We start from the raw sequence: 21,235 nt of genomic DNA, 5'->3' as shown, positions 1-21,235 counted from the left end.
ACCCCCTCCCCCGCACCCCTGGAGCGAACCCGTGCACTCCACCGCTGTCGACACCGAACTGCTGGACCAGTCCCTCGCCGAACTGCGCGACGGCGCAGCCTCCTGGACCACCACCCCGATCGCCGAACGGATCGCTCTGCTCGAGCGGTTGATGCCGCGGATCGTCGACAGCGCCGCGGACATGGCCGCCGCCGGTGCCCGCGCCAAGGGATACGGGCCCGACTCCCCCTGGGCGGCCGAGGACTGGATCGGCGCCCCGTGGGCGCTCGCCCAGAACGTCAGCGCCTGCCTCCACGTACTGCGCCGGATCGCGGCGGGCAAGGATCCGGTCGAGGCCGGGGCAGTACGGACGCGCGACGGCCGCACCATGGTCGACGTCTTTCCCGCCACCGGCTGGGACGCCCTCCTGCTCAACGGGTTCACCGCCCAGGTGTGGATGCGCGCCGGCACCACCGCACAGCAGGTACGCGACCGGGCCGCCGGCGAGTACCGCGGCCGGCCCGGACGCCCGGCCGTCGCCCTGGTCCTGGGCGCGGGCAATGTCGCGGCCATCACCGCGCTCGACATCCTCCACAAGCTGTATGTCGAGGGCCAGGTCGTCATCGCCAAGATGAACCCGGTCAACGCCTATCTCCGCCCGCACTTCGAGCACGTCTTCGCCGAGTTCGTCGAACGCGGCTGGGTGCACTTCATCGACGGCGGCGCGGCCGAGGGCAGTTACCTCTGCGCACACGAAGGCGTCGACGCCATACACGTCACCGGCAGCGACCGCACCCACGACGCCATCGTGTGGGGCACCGACGAGCAGGCGAACGAGCGCCGCCACAACGACGAGCCGGCGATCGCCAAACCGTTCACCAGCGAACTGGGCGGGGTGAGTCCCTGCATCGTGACTCCCGGCCCGTGGAGCGCGGCGGACTTCCGCTTCCAGGCCGAGCACATCGTCACCAGCAAGATGAACAACTCCGGCCACAACTGCATCGCCAGCCAGATCCTGGTCCTGCCCCGGGAGTGGGACGGCACCGAGCGGCTCCTGGAGGAGATCAGGCGGGTGCTGCGCGAGCTGCCGCCGCGCACCGACTACTACCCCGGTGCCGCCCATCGCCTCGGCGCCGTGCTCGAGGCCCACCCGCAGGCCGAGGCACACGGCGAAGGCAACTGCCGCATCCTGGTCCCCGACATCGCCGACCACGACGACATGCTGATCACCGGCGAGGTCTTCGGCAGTGCCCTCGGCGTCGTACGGCTCCCCGGCGACGCTCCGGCCGAATTCCTGCGTCACGCCGTCGACTTCGCCAACGACACACTCCCCGGCACCCTCGGCGCGACCCTCATCGTCCACCCCTCGACCGAGAAGACCCACCGCACCGCGGTGGACACGGCTGTCGCCGAACTGCGCTACGGAACCCTCGGTGTCAACTGCTGGTCCGGAATCGGCTTCCTGCTCGGCTACACCCCCTGGGGCGCCTACCCCGGCCACACACGCCAGGACATCGGCAGCGGCATCGGCTTCGTGCACAACGCCTTCATGCTCGAGGACATCGAGAAGACCGTCCTGCGAGCACCCTTCGCCCCCACTCCGCGCGGTCTGTTCACCGGCTCCCCGTCGCTGTCCCCGCGCCCGCCGTACTTCGTCACCAACCGCACGTCGCGTACGACCATCGAACGCGTCACCCGCTTCACCGCCGCGCCCGGCATCGCCAAGCTGCCGGCCATCTTCGCCTCCGCGCTGCGCGGCTGACGACACCGCACCCCACACCCGAACCGAACACGACCCGGCACCCCGCCCGCCCAGGCGTCACCGCCCGCAGCGGGCGGCCGGGCCCTGCTCGGAACCTGAGACGAAAGGCCCCCGGTGAACCTCGCCGATCTCCTCAGCCGCAGCGCCGCGGCGCACGGCCCCAAGACCGCCGTCGAAATCGGCGACCGGTCGCTGACCTACACCGAACTCGACACCCTTGCCGGCCGGGTGGCCGCGCTGCTCACCGTGCGCGGTGTCGTCCCGGGCGACCGGGTCGCCCTGATGGTGCCCAACCTGCTGGAATTCCCGCCCCTCTACTACGGCATACTGCGCGCAGGCGCCGTCGTCGTTCCGATGAACCCGCTCCTCAAGGCACGCGAGATCGCCCACTACCTCGGTGACTCAGGTGCGGTACTGCTGTTCGCCCACGAGTCGTCCACGGCCGAAGTGGCCACAGGCGCGGAGGGCACCGCAGCCGAGGTGATCCCGGTCGGGCCGGGCTCGCTCGCCGACCTGCTCGCCGCCCACCCGGAACCGGTCGCCGCAGCGCGCGGCGGCGGCGACGACACCGCGGTCATCCTCTACACCTCCGGGACCACGGGAGTCCCCAAGGGGGCCGAGCTCACCCACGCCGGCCTCACGCGCAACGCCGACATCACCGCACGGTCGCTGATCCGACTGGGCCCCGACGACACCGTGCTGGGTTGTCTGCCGCTCTTCCACGCCTTCGGCCAGACCTGCTCCATGAACACCGCGATCGGCGTGGGTGCCCGGCTGACCCTGCTGCCCCGCTTCGACCCCGTCGTGGCGCTGCAGACCGTCCAGCAGCGACAGGTCACCGTCTTCGTGGGGGTGCCCACCATGTATGCGGCCATGCTTGCCGTGCACACACAGCAGCCCGGCACGTACCCCTGTGCCACCCTGCGGGTGGGTGTCTCCGGTGGCGCCGCGCTGCCCGTCGAGGTCCTGCACGGCTTCGAGAGCGCCTTCACCTGTCCTGTACTGGAGGGCTTCGGCATGTCCGAGACCTCTCCGGTCGCCTCCTTCAACCACCCGGACCGCGCCCGCAAACCCGGCTCCGTCGGCACCCCGATCGAAGGGGTCGAGATGCGTCTGCTCGACGAGCACGACGGCGTCGGCGAACTGTGCGTACGCGGCCACAACATCATGAAGGGCTACTGGGGCCGCCCCGAGGCCACGGCCGAAACCATCCAGGACGGCTGGCTGCGCACCGGCGACCTCGCGCGCGTCGACGAGGACGGCTTCTACTACATCGTCGACCGCAAGAAGGACCTGATCATCCGTGGGGGCTACAACGTCTACCCCCGCGAGATCGAGGAAGTCCTCTACGAACACCCCGCAGTCGCCGAGGCGGCGGTGATCGGCGTCCTGCACCCCACCCTCGGCGAGGAGGTCGCCGCGGCCGTGGCCCTGCTCCCCGGCGCCGGGGCCACCTCCGACGAGCTGCGGGAGTTCGTGCGGGCGCGGGTCGCCCCGTACAAGTACCCCCGAGAGGTCTGGCTGGTCGACGCGCTCCCCAAGGGGGCCACCGGCAAGATCCTCAAGCGGGAGATCGCAGCCCCGGGCTCCTGAGGCCCCGCTCCTCACTCGTTCGCCTCGGCTCGCTGTCACCTACAGGCCGTCAACTTGGCCTCCCACCCCTTGCATTACGGCCGGCAGGAACGGCGTTGGCGCCGGCAAGGTCAGATCGCAAGGACTGCACCTTCTGCGAGCTGATCCGGGCCAACGCCGCCCGGTGGGTGGCACGCGGGCCCGTGGCCGGTGCGTTCGCTCCGCCGGATCCCCTCGCACCAGGCCACACCCTGGTGATACCCACCTCCCACTGGGCGGACATCGTCGACGCTCCCCCGGAGGTCCTGGGGTACACCGCCCGAACGATTCGCGCGGCGACCCCAGCACCCGGAGCGCGGCTGAACGACGCGGTCTCGGGGACCGGCACGACGAAGCTCCTGGCAGTCAGCCGGTGGACACGGCCGGTGGAGATGGCCGTCGCCCCGTCTGCCAGGAGCTTCATCACTGTGTACTGCTCGGGCGCCTCACCCTGGAGGCGTCCCTGTGCACGAGTCGTACCCCGTGGTCGGCGAGATCAGCAGGGGAAGGTGCCGCTGTAGAGAGCGTGTCCGTAGGAGGAGCTTGCGGAGCCGAAGCCGTAGATGCCGTCGTCGCTCCAGACCGCTTCGCGGAAGCCGTTGACGCAGGCCGAGGTCGGCGCGATGGCGAAGCCCTCCATGTTGTCGGTCGGTATGACGGCCGGGTTCGTGTAGGTCACGTCCGGAACGAGCGCGCCGTCGGCGTTGACCTTCATGAAGGTGTGCGTCTCACCGCAGGTGTTGTCGCAGGTCGCGATGACGCGCTGGGTTCCGGCGTCGAACGTCACGTCCATCACGGAGGCCTTGCCGGTCGCGATCGTGCCGAACGTGGTGAACGTGCCGTCGGAGTTCAGGCCGTAGACGTGCAAGGTGCCGTCCCATTCCAGGCCGGCGAAGAACAGGCCCGACCCGTGCAGCGGGTAGTTCGCCGGGTTGTAGGCGGCGCCGGTGAGCGGGTCGACCCAGCCGTTCGCGGTGAGCCAGCTGTCGGGTACGTAGCCGACGCCCTCGAAGCCCAGGTTGGCGTCGTCCTTGTCGCCGGTGTTGAGCTGCGGGAACTGCGAGGTCATGTCCCACTGGTGAACCGGCGTCAGCGTCGATCCGGTCGCCGCCGGGTCGAACTCCATGATCGTGTCCTTGGGCGCCGTGTTCTTGGTGTTGTCGCGCTCGGAGGTCACGTAGATGTGGCCGTTACCGCCGACGGTCAGACCCTCGGAGTCCGGCTCGCCGGAGCCGCCCGTGAAACGGATCTGCTTGCCGGTCGCACTCCAGGTCGCGTCCGGGACCCACTTGCCGTTGCTCTTGACCAGCTTGTACAGCCAGTTCTTGTTCTTGGCGGCCCACAGCACCGACGGGTTCGCCGGGTCGAACGCCAGGCCGCTCAGGTCCCGGCCTTCAGGACCGGTGGACGTGGTGAACGCGCAGACGTTGTCCGCGATCGTGACGTCCAGGCCGCCGGGCCAGGCCAGAGTGCCCGCCGGAGTGGAACCCGTACCGGAGGGCGCCTCGGGGGTGCAGCCGCTGGTGAGCGAGCCTCCGCCGCCCAGCAACTGGCCACCCTGACCGCCGCCACCGTCATCACCACCGCTGCCCGAGCAGGAGTTCACGCTGCCGAGCGTCGCGGTCGTGGCGGTCCGGAACGCGCCGGTGCCGTTCGCGCAGCGCTCGTCGGACGGGGTGGCACCGCCGGTAGCCCAGGTTGCCGAGTCGACGGTGTTGCCGCTGCTGTCGACGAGGAAGACGGAGTCGTTGTCGCCCAGTCCGATGGTGGAGTCGAACGTGACGTAGCCGCCCGCGGGGATGCTGGTCGCGCTCGGCGAGGAGGACGAGATCGAGGCCGCGGAGTGCGAGGTGTCGTTGTCGACGTACTTCCACGAGCCGATGCTGACCGCGCTCGTTCCGCCGTTGTAGAGCTCCACGGTGTCGGAGTCGTTCGAGGTGACCTCGTTGATCCGCACCCGGCTCGCCGCCGGGACCGACGACGGGCAGCCCGAGGCATTCGAGGCGCCGAACGTGGTCGCCGAGGCCGTGGTCACCCACGCCCCGGTGCCGTCGCCGCCGCAACGCGCCATCGTCGGCTTCGCCTTGCCTGTCGCCCAGTCGACACGGTCGACCACCGTGCCGCCGGACGTGTAGATCACCAGCTTGTCCGAATCACCGAGCCCCTTGGGCGAGTTGAAGGTGATGAAGCCACCGGACGGGATCGTGCTGGAGGAAGGGCTGAACGACTGCGGCGAGAAGCTGTCGTCGGACATCTTCCAGCCGCTGATGCTCACCGCGGTCGAGCCTGTGTTGTACAGCTCCACCGTGTCGTTGTCCGACGAGGTGACTTCGTTGATCCGGACGTTCTGGTAGCCGGACGGGTCCGCGGCAGCCGCAGGCTGAGCGGCCAGCATCCCCGTGGTGAGCAGTCCCGAAAGCGTCAAAGCCGCGGCGCATACAGAGGCGACGCCGGCACGCGAGTGTGAGGTAGGCACGAGGCGGAACTCTGGCGACACGATCTTGAAACGGCGTGTACTCCACGTGAATGCCACGTGCTCGGCGCGAGAACGCCAGGCCTGGATACCGGGCGCTCTCGCCAGACGTGATGAACGCCCGGTCGCAAAAGTCGCCGTCCGAGGTGACAGCGGCAGTCTTCACGCCCCGGTCGATTCCGACCGACGTCTCCGCCATGGCGTGCCGCTGGGGAGTGACGGCCTGGTCGTCCACGAGAAAGGAGACAGACCAGCGCCCCGACCTGCGGCTGACCGTCGCGGAACGGATCTGTCCGCCCAGGGGGCGCGACCAGCGAAAGCGCACCCATCCAAGCTTCGGGAGCTTCACACGACCCCACTTACGGCCCAGGCGCTCCACGGTGATCAGACTCCCGGCAGGGAACCGGAACGAGGGAGACCAGCGGGCCTTGGACCGCCACCGCACCTTGAACGTGCCATGGTCCCGGCACGCCTTGTCGAGATCCCTCAGGGTCTGCCGCAACACATGCGACGGCGCGGCCTTCAACCACCCGTACTCACGCTTGGCATCAGCCAACTCACCCGCCTGCGGGACGTAGTTCATCCACGCGCCCCGACGCCGATACGCCCGCCGCTGCTCCAGGCCGGTGTTCCACACCGACCGGCAGACATCAGCGAACTCCTGACACTGCGCAGTGTGACCCACCGTCACCTCAAGCCGATACCTACGACCAGTCAGCACAAGAACACCCCCCTCCAACCGAAGCGATCAGGCTAGCGAGAGCCACTGACAACACAGCCAACTACGCCGCTTCACGGCTCCGGTCCGAGGATGAGCCAACCCCTCCCTAAGAGACCGTCTCAACTGGCTTGATCACTAGGCTGATGGCCGTGATGGCGATGGTGGAGCGTCTGGTGCCGAACGGGCTGTGGGAGTTGTTTCAGCGGGTGGTGCCGGCCGCTCCGGTGCGGCCGCAGGGCGGGGGCCGACGTCGGTATGGGGACCGGCAGGTGTTGGCGGCCATCGTGTTCGCGGCCACGACGGGGTGCCCGTGGCGCCAACTGCCGTCGAGCTTCGGCCCGTCTGGACCGACCGCGCACCGGCGGTTCACTGAGTGGAGCGGGGCCCGGGTGTGGGGCAAGCTTCACCGCCTGGTGCTGGATGAGCTCGGCGCCCGCGGCGAGTTGGACTGGTCGCGGTGTGCCACTGACTCGGTGAACATGCGGGCAGCGAAAGGGGAGACCTGACGGGTCCGAATCCCGTAGATCGCGGCAAGAAGGGCTCAAAGAACCACTTGATCACCGAGAGGTCAGGTCTGCCCCTCTCAATCGGCATCTCCGCTGCAAACACCCATGACAGCCAGGGACTGGAACCCCTGGTGCGGGGTATCCTGCCGATCCGTTCTCGTCGTGGACCGCGTGGCGTCGGCGTGCCAAGCTCCACGCCGACAAAGGCTATGCCTACGACTACCTGCGACGGTGGCTCCGCAGCCGGAACATCGTCCCGCGTATCGCGCGCAAGGGGATCGAGTCCTCGCAGCGGCTGGGCCGCCACCGCTGGACCGTGGAGCGGACGGTGGCCTGGCCGGCCGGGTGCCGACGCCTTCACGGTCGTTACGAGCGCAAGCCGGAACACTTCCTTGCCTTCGCCGGGATAGCCGCAACTCTGATCTGCTACCGCCACCTCTCGGCCTGAGACGATGCTCAGGTATTGGCACCTCGTGCCGTTACCGGCCAGCGGTCGATCACCTCGCGGTCTTGGACGACCAGCAGCTCATCGGCGAGATTCACCGGCGTGCAGATGTGGTTAGGGACGACAGCGACCATCGACCCAAGGCGTGGCCCTCGCACCCCCTCCGGAAGCCGGACAACGGCGTGGTGCTCCCACAACCCAGCGATGGTTCCCTGCGGAAACTGGGGCAGGTAGCCGTGGCCCGTGACCCAGGACGACCGGTCGGAGCCGAGGACTTTGCTACCGACATCCAGCACAAAGCGGTCCGGGGCGGGAACGCTGATCACCGTCGTCGCGGCGACCAACGCCAGATCCTCCACCCCACAGGTGCCGATGGCCAGCTGGGTGGCGTCGTTGAAGACGTAGACACCGGGCCGCAACTCGTTCACCGCGCCCGGCTGCCACTGCCCCACCGTCGGAGTCGATCCGCCACTGACCACGCGGATGTCGAGCCCAAGGTCCCGCAGCGCCTGTGCGGCCTCGCCCAGAGTGCGTTCCTCGTCCCGTGCGGCGCGCTCGCGTGCCTGCGCGTCATGACCATAGCCGTGTCCCGGGAACGTGAACACGCCGACGACATCCAGTCCCGCGTCGGCAGCTGCCTTCCCGACCTCACCAGCATCGTGAGGCTGCACTCCCGTCCGGTGGCTCCCACTGTCGACCTCGACGAGCACCTCGACCGGCCGGGCACTGCCGTGCACGGCCTTCGCCAGCCGCTGCGCGCCTTCGACCGACTCGACGCCGACTCTCAGGGCAACGTCGTCCGCCAACCGGCGCAGCCGCTGCGCCTTGTCGGCATCGAGCCACACGGGGTAAGCGATGAACAGGTCATCCACGCCGACCCGGGCGAATGCCTCGGCCTCGCCGATCGTGGCCACCGACAGCCCGCGCGCGCCCGCCCGAAGCTGACGGTCGGCGATCTGCGCGCACTTGTGGCTCTTGGCGTGCGGTCGCAGGGCGAACCCTTGGGACCGCGAAGCCTCGGCCATCCGCGAGATGTTTCTGTCCAGCACATCCGGATCGACCACGAGCGCCGGCGTCGCCAGCCCATCGGGCAGCGCTATCGCCATCTCTTGCCTCCCACCATGGAACACGTCGAGATGATCATGACAGGTCGGTGGACCAGGCCCGCAGGGCCATCCCCCCAGACCACACGAACCAAGGGAGACGACCCCTAAAGGAAGGGGTCTGCGCTCAAGAGACCCGATCACACATACCCGAACCGACCAAAGCCGGGACACCCACCCCAAGAACCACCGAGTCGATCGCGGCTACGACAACTCAAGATCGAGATCGTCTCGACAAGCGGGCCGCCGTCGGGGCCGGTCGGACACCGGCCCGACAGGCGCGCGCTCAATTGCTTGACATGTCCCTGACTTGAGAGCACTCTCGCGGCAGCCTCCCCCCGATCAACTCGGCGCGACCGCCGAAGACAAGGGATTCGCCGTGGGTACGAGCACCGGACAGACGGCTGCCACGCGCAGCCACCGCAACCGAGCCGTCGTCGCCAGCACGGTGGGCACCGCTATCGAGTGGTACGACTTCTTTCTCTACGGGACGGCCGCGGCGCTCGTCTTCCCGCACCTGTTCTTTCCCGGACAGTCCGACTACACCGGCGTCCTCGCCTCCTTCGCCACCCAGTTCGTCGGCTTCGCGTCCTTCGGTGACCTGCTGGGGCAGGCGGCAGAAGAGGATGTTGGCCTGGGGGACGGCCAGCAGGCCGGTGCCGGGGATGGCTTTGAGGCCGTCGCCGAGCCGGGTGGCCATCGCGTTGGCCTGGCGGGCGTTGCGCAGCCACAGGTCGTCGGTGAGGTAGGCGTCGATCTGGGCGGCGTGAAAACGCATCTTGGAGGCGAGTTGGCCGGCGCGCTTTGCGCGGAAGGCGAGCTCGGCGGCCAGTGCGGGGTCGAAGGAGACGATGGCGTCGGCGGTCATCGCACCGTTCTTGGTGGCACCGAAGGACAGCACGTCGATGCCGGCCTTCCAGGTCATCTCGGCCGGGGTGGCGCCGAGGTGGTCCAGTGCGTTGGCGAAGCGCGCGCCGTCCATGTGGACGCGCAGACCGGCGTCCTTGGCGATGGCGGACAGGCGGCGGATCTCCTCCAGGGTGTAGACGCTGCCGCTCTCGGTGGCCTGGCTGATGCTCACCGCGGACGGCTGCACGCTGTGTACGTCACCGGCCCGGCGACCCGCCGCCGCGGGCACCGCGTCGGGGTCGATCTTGCCGTCGTCACCCGGGACGGAGACGAGTTTGGCGCCGCCGGTGAAGAACTCAGGTGCGCCGCATTCGTCGTGGTTGATATGGCTGTCGGGGTGGGACAGCACGCTGCCCCAGGGCGGGGTGAGGGCGGCCAGGCTCAGGCCGTTGGCTGCGGAGCCGGTGGAGACGATGAAGACATCGACATCCCGCTCGAAGATCTCGCCCAGCCTGCGGCGGGCGTCGGCGGTGAAGGGGTCGTTTCCGTACGGCAGGACCTGCCCGGTGGCCGCTTCGGCAACGGCCTTGGCTATCTGCGGGGAGGCTCCGGCCATGTTGTCGCTGATGAAGGCGCGACTGGAAGGGGTGGTGGTGATGGTCGTGCTCATGAGCGGTTTCCTTGGCTTCAGGTGCTGATCGGGGAGGCGAAGACGACGGTGATGTCCACTTCTTCGGCGCCGGTGCGGTAGAAGTGCGGGGCGTCCCCGGCGAAGGCGAGCATGTCGCCGGGACCCAGGTCCTGAGGGGAGTCGACGGGGCCTGCGGTGACGTGCCCGGTGGCGATGAGCAGGTGCTCGATCGTGCCGGTGGCGTGCGGGACGCCGGGCAGTTCCGTCTCGGGCGGGATGCGCAGCCGCCAGATCTCCAGGCTGTTGCCGCTGCTGATGCGGCGCAGCAGTTCCCGGGAGACTTCGCCGGGCTCCGCGTCGGTGCCCGGCCGGAAGACCGGCCCGGTGTCTGCGTCGCGCGCCAGAAGGTCGGCGATCGGGATACGCAGAGCGATCGCGATCGCGTCCAGGGTGTCGATCGTCGGGTTGCCGTTGCCGGCTTCCAGCTGCGACAGCGTGGCCTTGCTCAGTCCGGCGCGCCGGGCCATCTCCGCCGCGCTCATGCCGCGCTGCTGGCGGCGCAGACGAATCTTCGCCCCGACCGCGGCCGCGGTACTGCTGGCCGCCTGGCGGCCTGCCGCAGACGGCGTCATCAAAGACTCCTGTGGGCTGCGGTGTAGGACACGCGGATGCGGCCCTTCTTGACCTTCAGCGCCGGCAGGACCACCTCGTCCAGGTCGCCGAGGCTACGCACATGCGTGCCGCCGCACGGCGCCGCATGCAGCTCGCCCAGGTGCACCACACGCCGCCCCCCGGTGAGATACCGGGCAGTGACCGGCAGGTCGTCGGCGATCGCGGCCTCCACTGCGGCACGCAGCTCGGCGGTCACCTCCTCCCGTCCTTCCGGGTCGGTCAGCCGACCGTCGGCCTCGGGCACCTGGAACTCGATGCGGGCCTGGCCGGGGAAGTGAATGCTGCCGGTCATCTCCCAGCCCTGCATCCGCCCGGCCGCCTCGACCAGATGTCCGGCGGAGTGCAGGGCCGCGTGCGTCATACGGAGCTGAAGGTCGATCCGCGAGCGGACCTCCTGCCCCTCGGCCAGGGGCGGCAGAGTCCCGCCCTCGGGCGCCATAGCCACAATCAGTCCCGACTCACGGTCCCGGACCGGGACGATCTCCGCGTCCTCCAGCCAGCCCGCGTCGGCGGGCTGGCCGCCGCCTTGCGGATGGAACAGACAGCGCTCGACGGCCGCCCATGGCATCCCGTCCCGCTCGCCGACCGCGATCACCCGCGTATTGACCTGCTCCAGGTAGGTGTCATCGAGATAGGCCCCGGCCTGGGAGGTACTCCGGAGAGTCACATTTGAATGAACCATCTGTTCACTATAACAAACGAAGGCTAGAAAGATGAACCCATCGTTCACTTTACTGAACGACTGCATCGTCTTCCGCTGTTGAGCGCGGCCTCCTTCGGCCACCCTGGACAGTCCATCCCCCTCGTGGACCTGGCCGACTTTCGGGCGACCCCTCCCATGGGGCGCCCCCTCTGCAGGTCAGGTGCCGTATGAGCGGGGAGTTCCATCGACTGAATGCGGGTTCATTACCGGGCGGGGGTGGACTCCTTCAGGCAGGGCGTCGACTCGTGCGGCCGACCGATGACGCCACTCCTGCCTGAGCCCAGGCCCATCCCTCGGGCCACGAACTCTCGGGCATGGAAGGCCAGTTCATCGACGCCCGCCGGTCTGGGAAGTGGACTGCGCCACGGGACGCACTCGCCCCGCTGCAGGAGAACCCGACTACGCCGATGTCCGGGTGATCGAGCGGGCCTTGCAGTTCCCGGATCTCGCGAGCGTCCACCCCGAGCGCATGGCCTCCGCCGGTCGGTTGGCGCCGATGTTCAAGGACCAGGAACTGCCCGAGGTCATTACCGGTCAGAGGCCGGCCGGGGTGAAGGGAGGCGGCACTGGCGGCCGGGCCCTCCGTGCGGCCCGGGATCTGGTCCAGGTGCAGGGTTGTCGTGTCGGGCGGCGTCGGCGAGCCGTCCTTGGCCGTGGCTCGTCAGGAGGATCGCAGCGTGCCGGACGGCAGTCGCAGTTCAGCTTCTGCGATGGTGCGGGCCAGGTCGGTGAGGGGCGCCATGCGGTGATCGGCGCTGGTGTTGATGTAGGCGCTGATCCCGTCGATCACGGCGAGAATGCGCACGGCAGCCGCCCACGGATCGGAGCACTGGAACGCCTGCTCCCTCACTCCTTGCGTGATGATCTCTTCGATGCGGCCGCACCACCGCAGTTCCTGGTTCACCACCTGGTCGTGGAGCACGGGTCGGTAGCGCGACAGGTTCCGCGCGTTGAGCCAGAGCTTGCTGATGTTGTCGAACTCGGTGCCCGAAGTCAGGGTGAAGAAGCGCTGGAGGATGTGCAAAGGGCAGCCGTTTTCGCGCTCGGTACCCGCCTCCGGCAACAAGCCGTTCAATTCCGCCGTGGTGGCGCTGGTGAACGCCTCGGCCACGAGCTCTTCGACCACCGGGAAATAGTGGTGGATGAGTCCGGGCTGGACTCCCAGGGCGTCGGCGATCCGCTGCCGGGTGACGCACTCAAGCCCTTCCTGGAGCCCGACCGCCGCGGCCGCTGCCACGATCTCGCGGCGACGCTCGGCCGCTGACTTGCGAACTTGCTTCCCAGGGCCCCTTGACGTCATGACGCCGATGCTATTGGCTGTGCAGCCAAAAGATCAATTGGCTGTACAGCCAATTACCGAAGACCGCCCCGGCCTCGCAGCACAGTCGCCGCGAGGCCTGCCCCTATGCCGCCGCCCCAACCCTCCTGGAGACCTGATGTACGCCATCACCGACCCGTCCACCGGCAAGACCACACAGACCTTCCCGACCGCCACCGACGCCGACATGACCGCGGCCGTCGACGCCGCCCACGCGGCCACCGCGTGGGGACGCAGCAGCTCGGTCGCCGAGCGCGCCGCGCTGCTTCGCCGCCTCGGCGAGCTGCATGTCCAGCATCGTGCCGAACTGGCGACGAACATCGTGAAGGAGATGGGCAAGCCGCTCGAGGAAGCGGAGGGCGAAATCGACTTCTGCGTCGACATCTACCACTACTACGCCGACCACGCCGAGGAGTTCCTTGCCGACGAGGAGCTCACCGTCACCTCCGGCCCCGGCCGCGCCGTTGTCCGTCGTGCCCCGGTGGGTGTGCTGCTCGGCATCATGCCGTGGAACTTCCCCGCCTATCAGGTCGCGAGGTTCGCTGCCCCGAACCTCGCCCTGGGCAACACCATCGTCCTCAAGCACGCCCCGCAGTGCCCCGCCACCGCGGCCCTGCTCGAGCGCCTGTGCGCTGAGGCAGGCTTCCCCGTCGGCGCGTATGTCAACGTCTACGCCACCAACGAGCAGATCGCCCAGGTGATAGCCGACCCACGCGTCCAGGGCGTGTCCCTCACCGGCTCGGAACGGGCCGGCGCCGCCGTCGCCGAGATCGCCGGACGGCACCTCAAGAAGGCCGTACTCGAACTCGGCGGCTCCGACCCGTTCATCGTGCTGTCCACCGACGACCTCGACGCCGTCGTGGAGGCGGCCGTCGCCGCCCGTCTCGACAACACCGGCCAGGCCTGCAACGCCGCCAAGCGGTTCGTCGTCATCTCCGATCTCTACGACACGTTCACGGAGAAGTTCACCGCTGGGCTCCTCGCCCGCCAATCCGGCGCTCCGTTGTCCTCGGTCGCGGCGGCCGACACCCTCGCACGTCAGGTGGACGCCGCCGTAGCGGAAGGCGCGACGCTGCACACCGCGGGCGAACGCAGCGGCGCCTACTTCCCGGCCGGAGTTCTCACCGGCCTCACCACCGACCACGCCACGGCTCGCCAGGAGCTTTTCGGCCCGGTCGCCATGATCTTCCAGGCGGCCGACGAGGAAGACGCCTTGCGGATCGCCAACGACACCCCCTACGGCCTGGGCTCGTACGTCTTCACGACGGATCCCGCACAGGCCACGCGCGTCGCCGACCGCATCGAGGCCGGCATGGTCTTCATCAACGGGGTCGGCGCCGAGGGAGCCGAGCTGCCTTTCGGCGGCATCAAGCGCTCCGGATACGGCCGGGAACTGGGCCGGCCGGGAATCGAGGAATTCGTCAACAAGAAGCTCATCCGCACCGTCGCCTAGTGGTCGTTCACACGTGAACAACGTTGACGGCTTGCTTCCGGCCCGTGTGCAGTAAAAGGGCAGGAACCAGGCAGAGCATGGAACACCGCGGCGAGGTCTCTCGCCCCTCGCCGTGGTGAGGTCGTTGCCCTACACCGTATTGACGACCAGCTGCAGGGGCATGGCGACCTGTTCCGTCTGCCGGAGGCACGAGCGCGTGCCGCCCAAAACAGCTGCGGGCCGCGGGTCTCGGCCGGCGAGGAAGCCCGCGAGCGGGAGCGGGAAAGCGGTACGACCGGGACGGGTTCCGTGTTCGGCCCGCGGATCCGGGCAGAGCCGGTCATGGTGTGTTCGCGAAGGCCGGGGCGTCGACCGGCCGCCTCCTCAGCCCGCGTTCCGCGGGCAGGGCGCGTCGCTGCTCGTCCGTACGGCCAGCCGGCGGCCCTCGTCGGTGACCTCGGTGCCGAACTCGGCGCAGGCCCGGGCCAGTCGCTCGCGGATCCAGCGGTACTCGGCGGGGCGGGCGAGCCGGGTGTGGCAGTACTCCAGGGCTATCGGCACCGCCTCGATCCGACCGGGTCCGTGCTCGTCCAGCTCGACCAAGAACAGCAGTCCCAGGTCATTGCGGAGTTCCGGGTCGACGGCGTAGTCGTCGATGAAGTCGCCCAGGTCGAACAGGACCTGCGGGGCCATCCCCTGGAAGACGTGCGCGGAGTGGCCCACCACCAGCGTCGCGCCGGCCTGAAGCAGCACCGGTGCCGCCTGCCTCACGTGCGTACGGGGCAGGGCTTCCATGTTGGGGCCCCAGTGCACCTCGACCAGGACGGCGTCGGTGCGCCGGCGCAGCTCGCGGACGGACGCGACCACCCACTCCGGCACCACGCCGCTCCACAGATCGGCGTAGGCGACGCCGGGTGTGTCCGGTCCGGCCGCGTACTCCTCGGGGTGGTCACAGAGACCGAGCAGCCCGATCCGCCGTCCGCCCACGGTGAGCACCTCGGGGGCGCGTGCCTCAGCCTGGCCGGGGCCGGCGCCCACCGCGCGGATCCCGGCCGCCTCCAGGAGCGCGAGGGTGTCCAGCAGCGCCTGGGGACCGTAGTCCAAGGCGTGGTTGTTGGCCAGCGTCACCGCGGTGACCCCGAGGTCGTTGAGTGCCTCGACGGCGCGTGGCGGCGCCCGGAAGAAGAACGGCTTGCCCGGGACGGCGGTGGTGGGCTCGCCGCGTGCGGAGATACAGCACTCCAGGTTGAGCAGGACGGCGTCCGCCTCGGCGGCCACCTCCACCAGCCCGGGCGCGAAGAGCCCTCCGGGGCCGCGGCGGACCGTCCTCTCGGCGACCGCCCGGCCGAGCATGGTGTCACCGGCCAGGGCCAGCGTCACGGGCACCGGGAACCACCTCTTCTCAGAACCCGGCTGCCTTCTCAGCGTAAGACCGGGGAGCGGGTCCGTCCCCGGGCTGTCGCTCCTTAAGATCGTCCCGTGGTCGACTTCCTGCTGCAGCGCACGGCGCCGCTCCCGATCGACGAGGCGTGGCGCCGGCTCACCGAGTGGCCCCGGCACGCCGGCATGGTCCCGCTGACCCGCGTCACCTTGGTCACGGACCCGCCGAACCGGGTGGGCACACGTTTCGTGGCCCGCTCCGGCATCGGGCCGCTCGCCTTCGACGACCCGATGGAGGTCACCGTCTGGTGCCCGCCGGTGGACGGGCAGCCGGGCCGGGTCCGCCTGGAGAAGCGTGGGCGGTTCGTCCTCGGCCACGCCGAGCTGGAGGTACGGCCCGGCCCCGGTGGCCGTACCCGCGTGCTGTGGCGGGAGGAGCTGCGGCTGCGGTGGCTGCCCTCGCTCTTCGACCCGCTCCTGGCGCGGGTGGCACGCGCGGTGTTCGGGCGGGCGGTCAACGGGCTGCTGAGGAGGGCATGACGGTCACCTGCCGGTGAGGTGTTCCGGTCGGACCTGCGTGTGGTCGAGCTCCATCGCGGTCGTGTTCCGGATCGCCGCGAGGACGGCCGGGGGGTGAGCCCGAACCCGATTGCGGACAGCGCCTGTTCATGGCTTCGGGCGGGGCATCAGCTGTGTCGTGTCCGGTGTTCACCAGAGGTGGCTGGTACAGCGCCTACTGCCTTCCCGGGAGGGCCGCTGTCGTGGTCCACAGAGTTGTTCCGCACCTGTCCGCGTGGGTGGCGGGTGGGTGTGGGGGTGGTGAGGACGGCGAGGCAGGCGATGACGAGGGCGATGCCCATCCAGCCGGCCGCGGGCAGGAGTTCGCCGACGACCAGGACGGCGAGGACGGCGGCGACGGCCGGTTCGAGCAGGGACAGGGTGGTGGCGGTGCTGGCGGGTACGTGGGCGAGGCCCCAGCCGAACAGGACGTACCCGGCGAGCATCGGGACGAGCGCCATGTAGGCGCCGACGGACGCGTTGGACCAGGAGGCGAGGAGCGGGGCACCGGTGGCGAGGAGGACAGGCACCAGGAGCAGTCCGCCCAGTCCGAAGACGGCGCCCATCGCGGCCCGGGAAGGGATCTGGCGGGTGATGAGCCGGTGTGCGGCCCAGGAGTAGAGGGCGTACGTGGCGGCGGCGACCAGGCCGAGGCCGATGCCCAGCAGCGTGCCGGCCATGGAGGTGCGGCCTGTGCCGTCGGTGGCGTGGGCGGCTTCGGCGACGCACAGCAGGGCGGTGCCGAGCAGGCCGAGTGCGGCGGCCAGCATCCAGCGGCGGGTGAGCCGGCGGCCGTCCACGACGCGCTCGATCAGGGACGATGCCAGCGGGGCGGTGCCGATCGAGACGACGGTGCCGACGGCGACTCCGGCCAGGTGCATGGAGGTGTAGAACGCCAGGGGGTAGACAGCCACCGAGACGGCGCCGAGCAGGACCGTGCCGCGCCGGTCACGCAAGCGGGACGTGTGACGGCGGATCTGCGGGGCGGCGATCAGGGCCTGGAGGAGACCTCCGAGGCCCATCGCGACGGCCCCGATGGCGAGCGGTCCCACGTCCGGGGCGAAGGTGGCGGCCGTGCCGGTCGTGCCCCACAGCACGGAGGCGGCCAGCACACACAGGGCTCCCGTGCCTGCGGACCGGCCGCGGCCGGTGCCCTTCACAGCCGGTCCAGCAGGGCCGCGGCCATCGAGCGGGCGTGCTGGACCCGCTCGCCGTCGCCCTCCAGGCCGGCGCGGGCCATGGCGCCTTCCAGCAGGAAGGAGAGATGCTCGGCCGTCGCTCGGGCCTCGTCGGGCCGGCCGGGCAGCAGTTGCTCCAGGTGGTCGGCGATCAGGCGCTCGACCTGTTCCTTGTGGGCGCGGACCACGGCCCGGCCCTCGTCGCCGGCAGGCAGTTCGGCGGCGGCGTTCAGTAGCCCGCACCCGCGGAAGCCGTGCTCGTACGCGAAAGCTGCGTGATCGCCGTAGGCGTCGAAGACCGCCAGCACTCCCTCACGCGGGCCGTCGGCCTGCTCCAGGCGTGCCCGGTACAGGTCGAGCCACTCCTCGTGCCGGGCGTCCAGGTAGGCCCGGACCAGGTCGGCTTTGGAGGAGAAGTTGTTGTACAGGCTCATCTTCGCCACGCCGGCCTCGGCGGTGATCGTGTCGATGCCGGTCGCCGCCACACCATCGGCGTAGAAGCGCCGGGCCGCCGCCTCCAGGAGCCGTTCCCGGGCCGGCCGCCGCACACGCCCCGTCACGCCCGTATCGGTATCGGTCTTACTCATCACAATCCAAACTAGGTAGGTCAGTCTACCTAGCCTATCCGACCTGACTGAGTGCCGCGCCCGTCATCGTTCGGTTCAGGGCGAGGCGGCGATGCCCGCCGAAGCCGCGAAACACGCGCTGTCGCATTTCTTGAATCCGCCCTCACATGAATGAGGGGAGTTTCCGGCTCGGGCCGGCTCCAGGAGCAGCACACCGCGGAGCGACCGCCGCAATGCAGACCGGGCACCGAAGCCGGTGCCGGCAGGGACAGGGGCGGCGCCGCGGATGTGACGGGCATCACTTTGTGCTTCGCGACATCCGCAGGTCATCATATGACCCGATCGCTGCTCGTGACTGGAGCAGCACATCGACACGTACGAGTCGACGAGTCAACGATGACGAGGGCGGACATGAACGACCAGCAGCGGCCGACGCGGGCGCGTGTGGGCGTGGTGGGGCTCGGGGCCATGGGCCTCGGCATGGCCCGCAGCCTGCGCAACGCCGGATACGACGTGGGGGTCCACGACCTGCGGCCGGAGGTGGCCGCCGGGTTCGCCCGTGACGGCGGGACGGCGTTCGCCTCCCCCGCCGAGCTGGCGGCGGAGGTGGACGTCCTGATCGGCGTCGTGGTCAACGCGGCGCAGGTCGAGTCGGTCCTCTTCGGCGACGGCCGAGCGGCGGAGCGGCTGCGCCCCGGTTCCGTCTACGTGATGTGCTCCACGGTCGACCCGGACTGGTCCGCCGGGCTGGAGGGCCGTCTGGACGAGTTGGGCGTGCTCTACCTGGACGCGCCCATCTCCGGCGGCGCCGTTCGCGCGGCCGCCGGTGAGCTGACGATGATGACGTCGGGCCGCGCCGCGGCGTACGCCGTCGCCGACCCGGTACTCGAGGCCATGAGCGCCACCGTGTACCGTCTCGGCGACCACGCCGGGCTGGGCTCGAAGGTCAAGATCGTGAATCAGCTGCTCGCCGGCGTGCACATCGCCGCTGCGGCCGAGGCGATGGCTCTGGGGATCAAGGCCGGCGTTCCGGCCGAGGCGCTCTACGAGGTCATCACGCACAGCGCCGGCAACTCATGGATGTTCGAGAACCGTATGGCCCATGTGCTGGCGGGCGACTACACGCCACTGTCCGCCGTCGACATCTTCGTCAAGGACCTGGGACTCGTACTGGATTCGGCCCGGCCGCAGAAGTTCCCTCTGCCGCTGTCCGCCACCGCCCACCAGATGTTTCTGCAGGCGTCCGCCTCCGGACTCGGCGGTGAGGACGACAGTGCGGTCATCAAGATCTTCCCCGGCATCGACCTGCCGCAGCCCGTGAACCAGCCCCAGCCGACCGACCAGCCCAAGAAGGAGGACTGACGTGAGCGTCCGCCTCGGGTGCATCGCCGACGACTTCACCGGCGCCACCGACCTGGCCAACAACCTGGTGCGCGCGGGCATGCGCGTGGTCCAGCTGATCGACGTACCGGCCGGGGGCACTGATCCCGCGGCCGACGCGGACGCGGTGGTCATCGCCCTCAAGTCGCGTACGGTCCCGGCGGCCGAGGCCGTCGAGGAGTCCCTTCGCGCCCTTGAGTGGCTGCGCGCCGCGGGCGCCGAGCAGATCTACTTCAAGTACTGCTCCACCTTCGACTCGACGCCGGCCGGCAACATCGGCCAGGTCACCGAGGCCCTGATGGACGCGCTCGGCACCGACTTCACCGTGGCGACGCCCGCGTTCCCCGACAACGGGCGCACCGTCTTCAAGGGGCACCTGTTCGTCGGCGACGTCCTGCTCGCCGAGTCCGGCATGCGCCACCACCCGCTCACGCCGATGACGGACTCCAATCTGGTGTCCGTGCTCGACGCGCAGACGACGCGGCCCATCGGCCTCGTCGACCACAAGGTGGTGGCACAAGGCGCTGACGCGGTCCGGGCCCGGATCGCGCAGCTGCGGTCGCAGGGGGTCGGCGCCGCGATCGTCGACGCCGTGTCCAATGACGATCTCGTACGGCTCGGTGCGGCGGTCAAGGACCTGCCGCTGGTGACCGCCGGTTCGGGCCTGGCGATCGGGCTGCCCGCGAACTGGGGTTTCGAACCGTCCTCGGCCGCCGCCCAGCTGCCGCCTGCCGGCGGCCGGCAGGCCATCGTCGCCGGTTCCGTGTCCGCCGCCACGAACGGCCAGGTACGGGAGTTCCTCAGCACCGGCCGCCCCGCGTTCAGCGTAGACCCCCTGCGGATCGCCGCCGGCGAGGACGTCGCCGCCCAGGCGCTCGCCTTCGCCGACAAGCACCTCGCCGACGGGCCCGTGCTCGTCTACTCGACCGAGTCGCCCGACGCGGTCCGCTCGGTGCAGGGGCAGCTCGGCGCCGCCGAGGCGGGTGAGCTGGTGGAGCAAACGCTCGCCCGCGTCGCCCAGGGGCTCGTCCGGCGCGGCGTACGGCAGCTCGTGGTCGCGGGCGGCGAGACCTCCGGCGCCGTCGTACAGGCGCTCGGCCTCACGGGCCTGCGCATCGGTGGGCAGATCGACCCGGGTGTGCCGTGGTGCGCGGCACCGCTGCCCGGCGGCGACACCCTCCACATCACGCTCAAGTCGGGCAACTTCGGTGGCCCGGACTTCTTCACCGCAGCCTTCGCCGTCCTGACCGGGGAGTCCGAGTGACACAGGACCGCGACACGCCGGACCGCGGGACTGGCGGCATCGACACGGCCGCCGACCGCGCACGCGCCGAGATCGTCCGCGTCGGCACCAGCCTGTTCGCCCGCGGCTACGTCCACGCCAGCGCCGGCAACATCAGCGCGAAGCTCGACGACGGCCACCTGATCACGCCGACCGATGCGGCCCTCGGCTTCCTCGACGCCGCCCGGCTCGCCCAGGTCGACGGCGACGGCGAGCAGATCGCGGGCGACCGTGCCAGCAAGACGCTCACCCTGCACCGGCGCATCTACGCGGCCGACCCCACCGCCCGGTTCGTCATCCACACCCACTCCACGCACCTGGTCGCGCTGACGCTGGCCGGGGTGTGGCAGCAGGACGACGTGCTCCCTCCTCTCACCCCGTACTACGTGATGAAGGTGGGTCACGTCCCGCTGGTCCCCTACCACCGGCCCGGTGACCCGCGCGTCGCCGATCTGGTCACCGAACGGATCAACTCCCGTGCGGCGAACGGCACTCCTGTCCGGGCGGTGCTGCTCGACCGGCTCGGCCCCGTCGTCTGGGGCCCCGACGCCGCGTCCGCACTGGCCGTCCTCGAAGAGCTGGAGGAGACCGCACGCCTGTGGCTGACGACCGGCCGCCGGCCCGAGCCCCTGACCGACGACGCCATCGCCGAACTGAGGACCGCCTTCGGCGCCTCCTGGTAGAAC

Annotated in this window: 16 protein-coding genes and 3 pseudogenes; 8 read left to right on the top strand and 11 right to left on the bottom strand. The window is 69.9% G+C overall.

Annotated elements, in window-relative coordinates; all coding sequences use genetic code 11:
- Positions 1-31: 31 nt before the first annotated feature.
- Positions 32-1,741 (top strand): aldehyde dehydrogenase family protein, encoded by a 1,710-nt coding sequence (locus OHO83_RS44525; protein ID WP_266681254.1) that lies wholly within the window; start codon positions 32-34, stop codon positions 1,739-1,741.
- A 114-nt stretch (positions 1,742-1,855) separates the two neighbouring features.
- Positions 1,856-3,334, top strand: coding sequence for a long-chain-fatty-acid--CoA ligase (locus tag OHO83_RS44520; RefSeq protein WP_266681253.1), 1,479 nt, complete (start codon positions 1,856-1,858; stop codon positions 3,332-3,334).
- A gap of 514 nt (positions 3,335-3,848) precedes the next feature.
- On the opposite strand, the gene OHO83_RS44515 is transcribed toward OHO83_RS44520, so the two are convergent.
- Positions 3,849-5,777, bottom strand: coding sequence for a lamin tail domain-containing protein (locus OHO83_RS44515; RefSeq protein WP_266681252.1), 1,929 nt, complete (start codon positions 5,775-5,777; stop codon positions 3,849-3,851).
- A 652-nt stretch (positions 5,778-6,429) separates the two neighbouring features.
- Positions 6,430-6,546: pseudogene (locus tag OHO83_RS44510) on the bottom strand (helix-turn-helix domain-containing protein); the annotation flags it as partial.
- A gap of 158 nt (positions 6,547-6,704) precedes the next feature.
- Here OHO83_RS44510 and OHO83_RS44505 point away from each other — a divergent pair.
- Positions 6,705-7,500, top strand: a pseudogene (locus OHO83_RS44505) (IS5 family transposase).
- A gap of 8 nt (positions 7,501-7,508) precedes the next feature.
- Here OHO83_RS44505 and OHO83_RS44500 read toward each other — a convergent pair.
- From OHO83_RS44500 to OHO83_RS44475, 6 genes and pseudogenes are all read right to left on the bottom strand, one after another.
- On the bottom strand, positions 7,509-8,603 hold the full coding sequence (locus OHO83_RS44500; RefSeq protein ID WP_266681251.1) for an alanine racemase: 1,095 nt from the start codon (positions 8,601-8,603) through the stop codon (positions 7,509-7,511).
- A gap of 283 nt (positions 8,604-8,886) precedes the next feature.
- On the bottom strand, positions 8,887-10,119 hold the full coding sequence (locus OHO83_RS44495; protein WP_330280678.1) for a threonine aldolase family protein: 1,233 nt from the start codon (positions 10,117-10,119) through the stop codon (positions 8,887-8,889).
- Positions 10,120-10,136: 17 nt separating this feature from the next.
- On the bottom strand, positions 10,137-10,712 hold the full coding sequence (locus OHO83_RS44490) for a helix-turn-helix domain-containing protein (protein ID WP_266681240.1): 576 nt from the start codon (positions 10,710-10,712) through the stop codon (positions 10,137-10,139).
- Complete coding sequence (locus OHO83_RS44485; protein WP_266681238.1) at positions 10,712-11,419, bottom strand: metal-dependent hydrolase; 708 nt, start codon at positions 11,417-11,419, stop codon at positions 10,712-10,714. The genes OHO83_RS44490 and OHO83_RS44485 overlap by 1 nt, the downstream gene beginning before the upstream one ends.
- Before the next feature lie 697 nt (positions 11,420-12,116).
- Positions 12,117-12,581, bottom strand: coding sequence for a TetR family transcriptional regulator C-terminal domain-containing protein (locus OHO83_RS44480; RefSeq protein WP_266681801.1), 465 nt, complete (start codon positions 12,579-12,581; stop codon positions 12,117-12,119).
- Positions 12,582-12,617: 36 nt separating this feature from the next.
- Positions 12,618-12,755, bottom strand: a pseudogene (locus OHO83_RS44475) (TetR family transcriptional regulator); the annotation flags it as partial.
- Between the two features lie 136 nt (positions 12,756-12,891).
- On the opposite strand from OHO83_RS44475, the gene OHO83_RS44470 reads away from it, so the two are divergent.
- Positions 12,892-14,226 carry an NAD-dependent succinate-semialdehyde dehydrogenase gene (locus tag OHO83_RS44470; RefSeq protein ID WP_266681236.1) on the top strand — a complete coding sequence of 445 codons (1,335 nt, stop codon included), beginning with the start codon at positions 12,892-12,894 and terminating at the stop codon, positions 14,224-14,226.
- A 363-nt stretch (positions 14,227-14,589) separates the two neighbouring features.
- Here the strand turns inward: OHO83_RS44470 and OHO83_RS44465 are convergent, their stop codons facing one another.
- A complete protein-coding gene (locus tag OHO83_RS44465) occupies positions 14,590-15,591 on the bottom strand; it encodes a CapA family protein (protein ID WP_266681234.1) in 1,002 nt (333 codons plus the stop codon).
- 93 nt (positions 15,592-15,684) lie between these two features.
- Here OHO83_RS44465 and OHO83_RS44460 point away from each other — a divergent pair, with 93 nt between their 5' ends.
- A complete protein-coding gene (locus OHO83_RS44460; RefSeq protein WP_266681232.1) occupies positions 15,685-16,125 on the top strand; it encodes an SRPBCC family protein in 441 nt (146 codons plus the stop codon).
- A gap of 146 nt (positions 16,126-16,271) precedes the next feature.
- Here the strand turns inward: OHO83_RS44460 and OHO83_RS44455 are convergent, their stop codons facing one another.
- Positions 16,272-17,255: a DMT family transporter gene (locus tag OHO83_RS44455; RefSeq protein ID WP_443066086.1), complete on the bottom strand. Its 984-nt coding sequence runs from the start codon at positions 17,253-17,255 to the stop codon at positions 16,272-16,274.
- A 44-nt stretch (positions 17,256-17,299) separates the two neighbouring features.
- Positions 17,300-17,908 (bottom strand): TetR/AcrR family transcriptional regulator, encoded by a 609-nt coding sequence (locus OHO83_RS44450; RefSeq protein WP_266681228.1) that lies wholly within the window; start codon positions 17,906-17,908, stop codon positions 17,300-17,302.
- 150 nt (positions 17,909-18,058) lie between these two features.
- Between OHO83_RS44450 and ltnD the strand changes: the two genes are divergently transcribed.
- Genes ltnD through OHO83_RS44435 form a run of 3 tightly spaced genes read left to right on the top strand, consistent with a single transcriptional unit; the run spans position 18,059 to position 21,232 of the window.
- Positions 18,059-19,249 carry an L-threonate dehydrogenase gene (ltnD, locus tag OHO83_RS44445; RefSeq protein WP_323187156.1) on the top strand — a complete coding sequence of 397 codons (1,191 nt, stop codon included), beginning with the start codon at positions 18,059-18,061 and terminating at the stop codon, positions 19,247-19,249.
- 1 nt (position 19,250) lies between these two features.
- On the top strand, positions 19,251-20,531 hold the full coding sequence (gene otnK / locus OHO83_RS44440) for a 3-oxo-tetronate kinase (RefSeq protein WP_266681224.1): 1,281 nt from the start codon (positions 19,251-19,253) through the stop codon (positions 20,529-20,531).
- The gene (locus OHO83_RS44435) at positions 20,528-21,232 is read left to right on the top strand and encodes a class II aldolase/adducin family protein (protein WP_266681222.1); all 705 of its coding nucleotides are present in this window, start codon (positions 20,528-20,530) and stop codon (positions 21,230-21,232) included. Before otnK ends, OHO83_RS44435 begins: the two co-directional genes overlap by 4 nt.
- The last annotated feature ends 3 nt before the right edge of the window (positions 21,233-21,235 follow it).

The organism is Streptomyces sp. NBC_00569 (genome assembly GCF_036345255.1).
GTDB lineage: Bacteria > Actinomycetota > Actinomycetes > Streptomycetales > Streptomycetaceae > Streptomyces.
The sequence above is the reverse complement of the archived record's forward strand: the minus strand, read 5'-3'. Positions and strand labels throughout refer to the sequence as shown.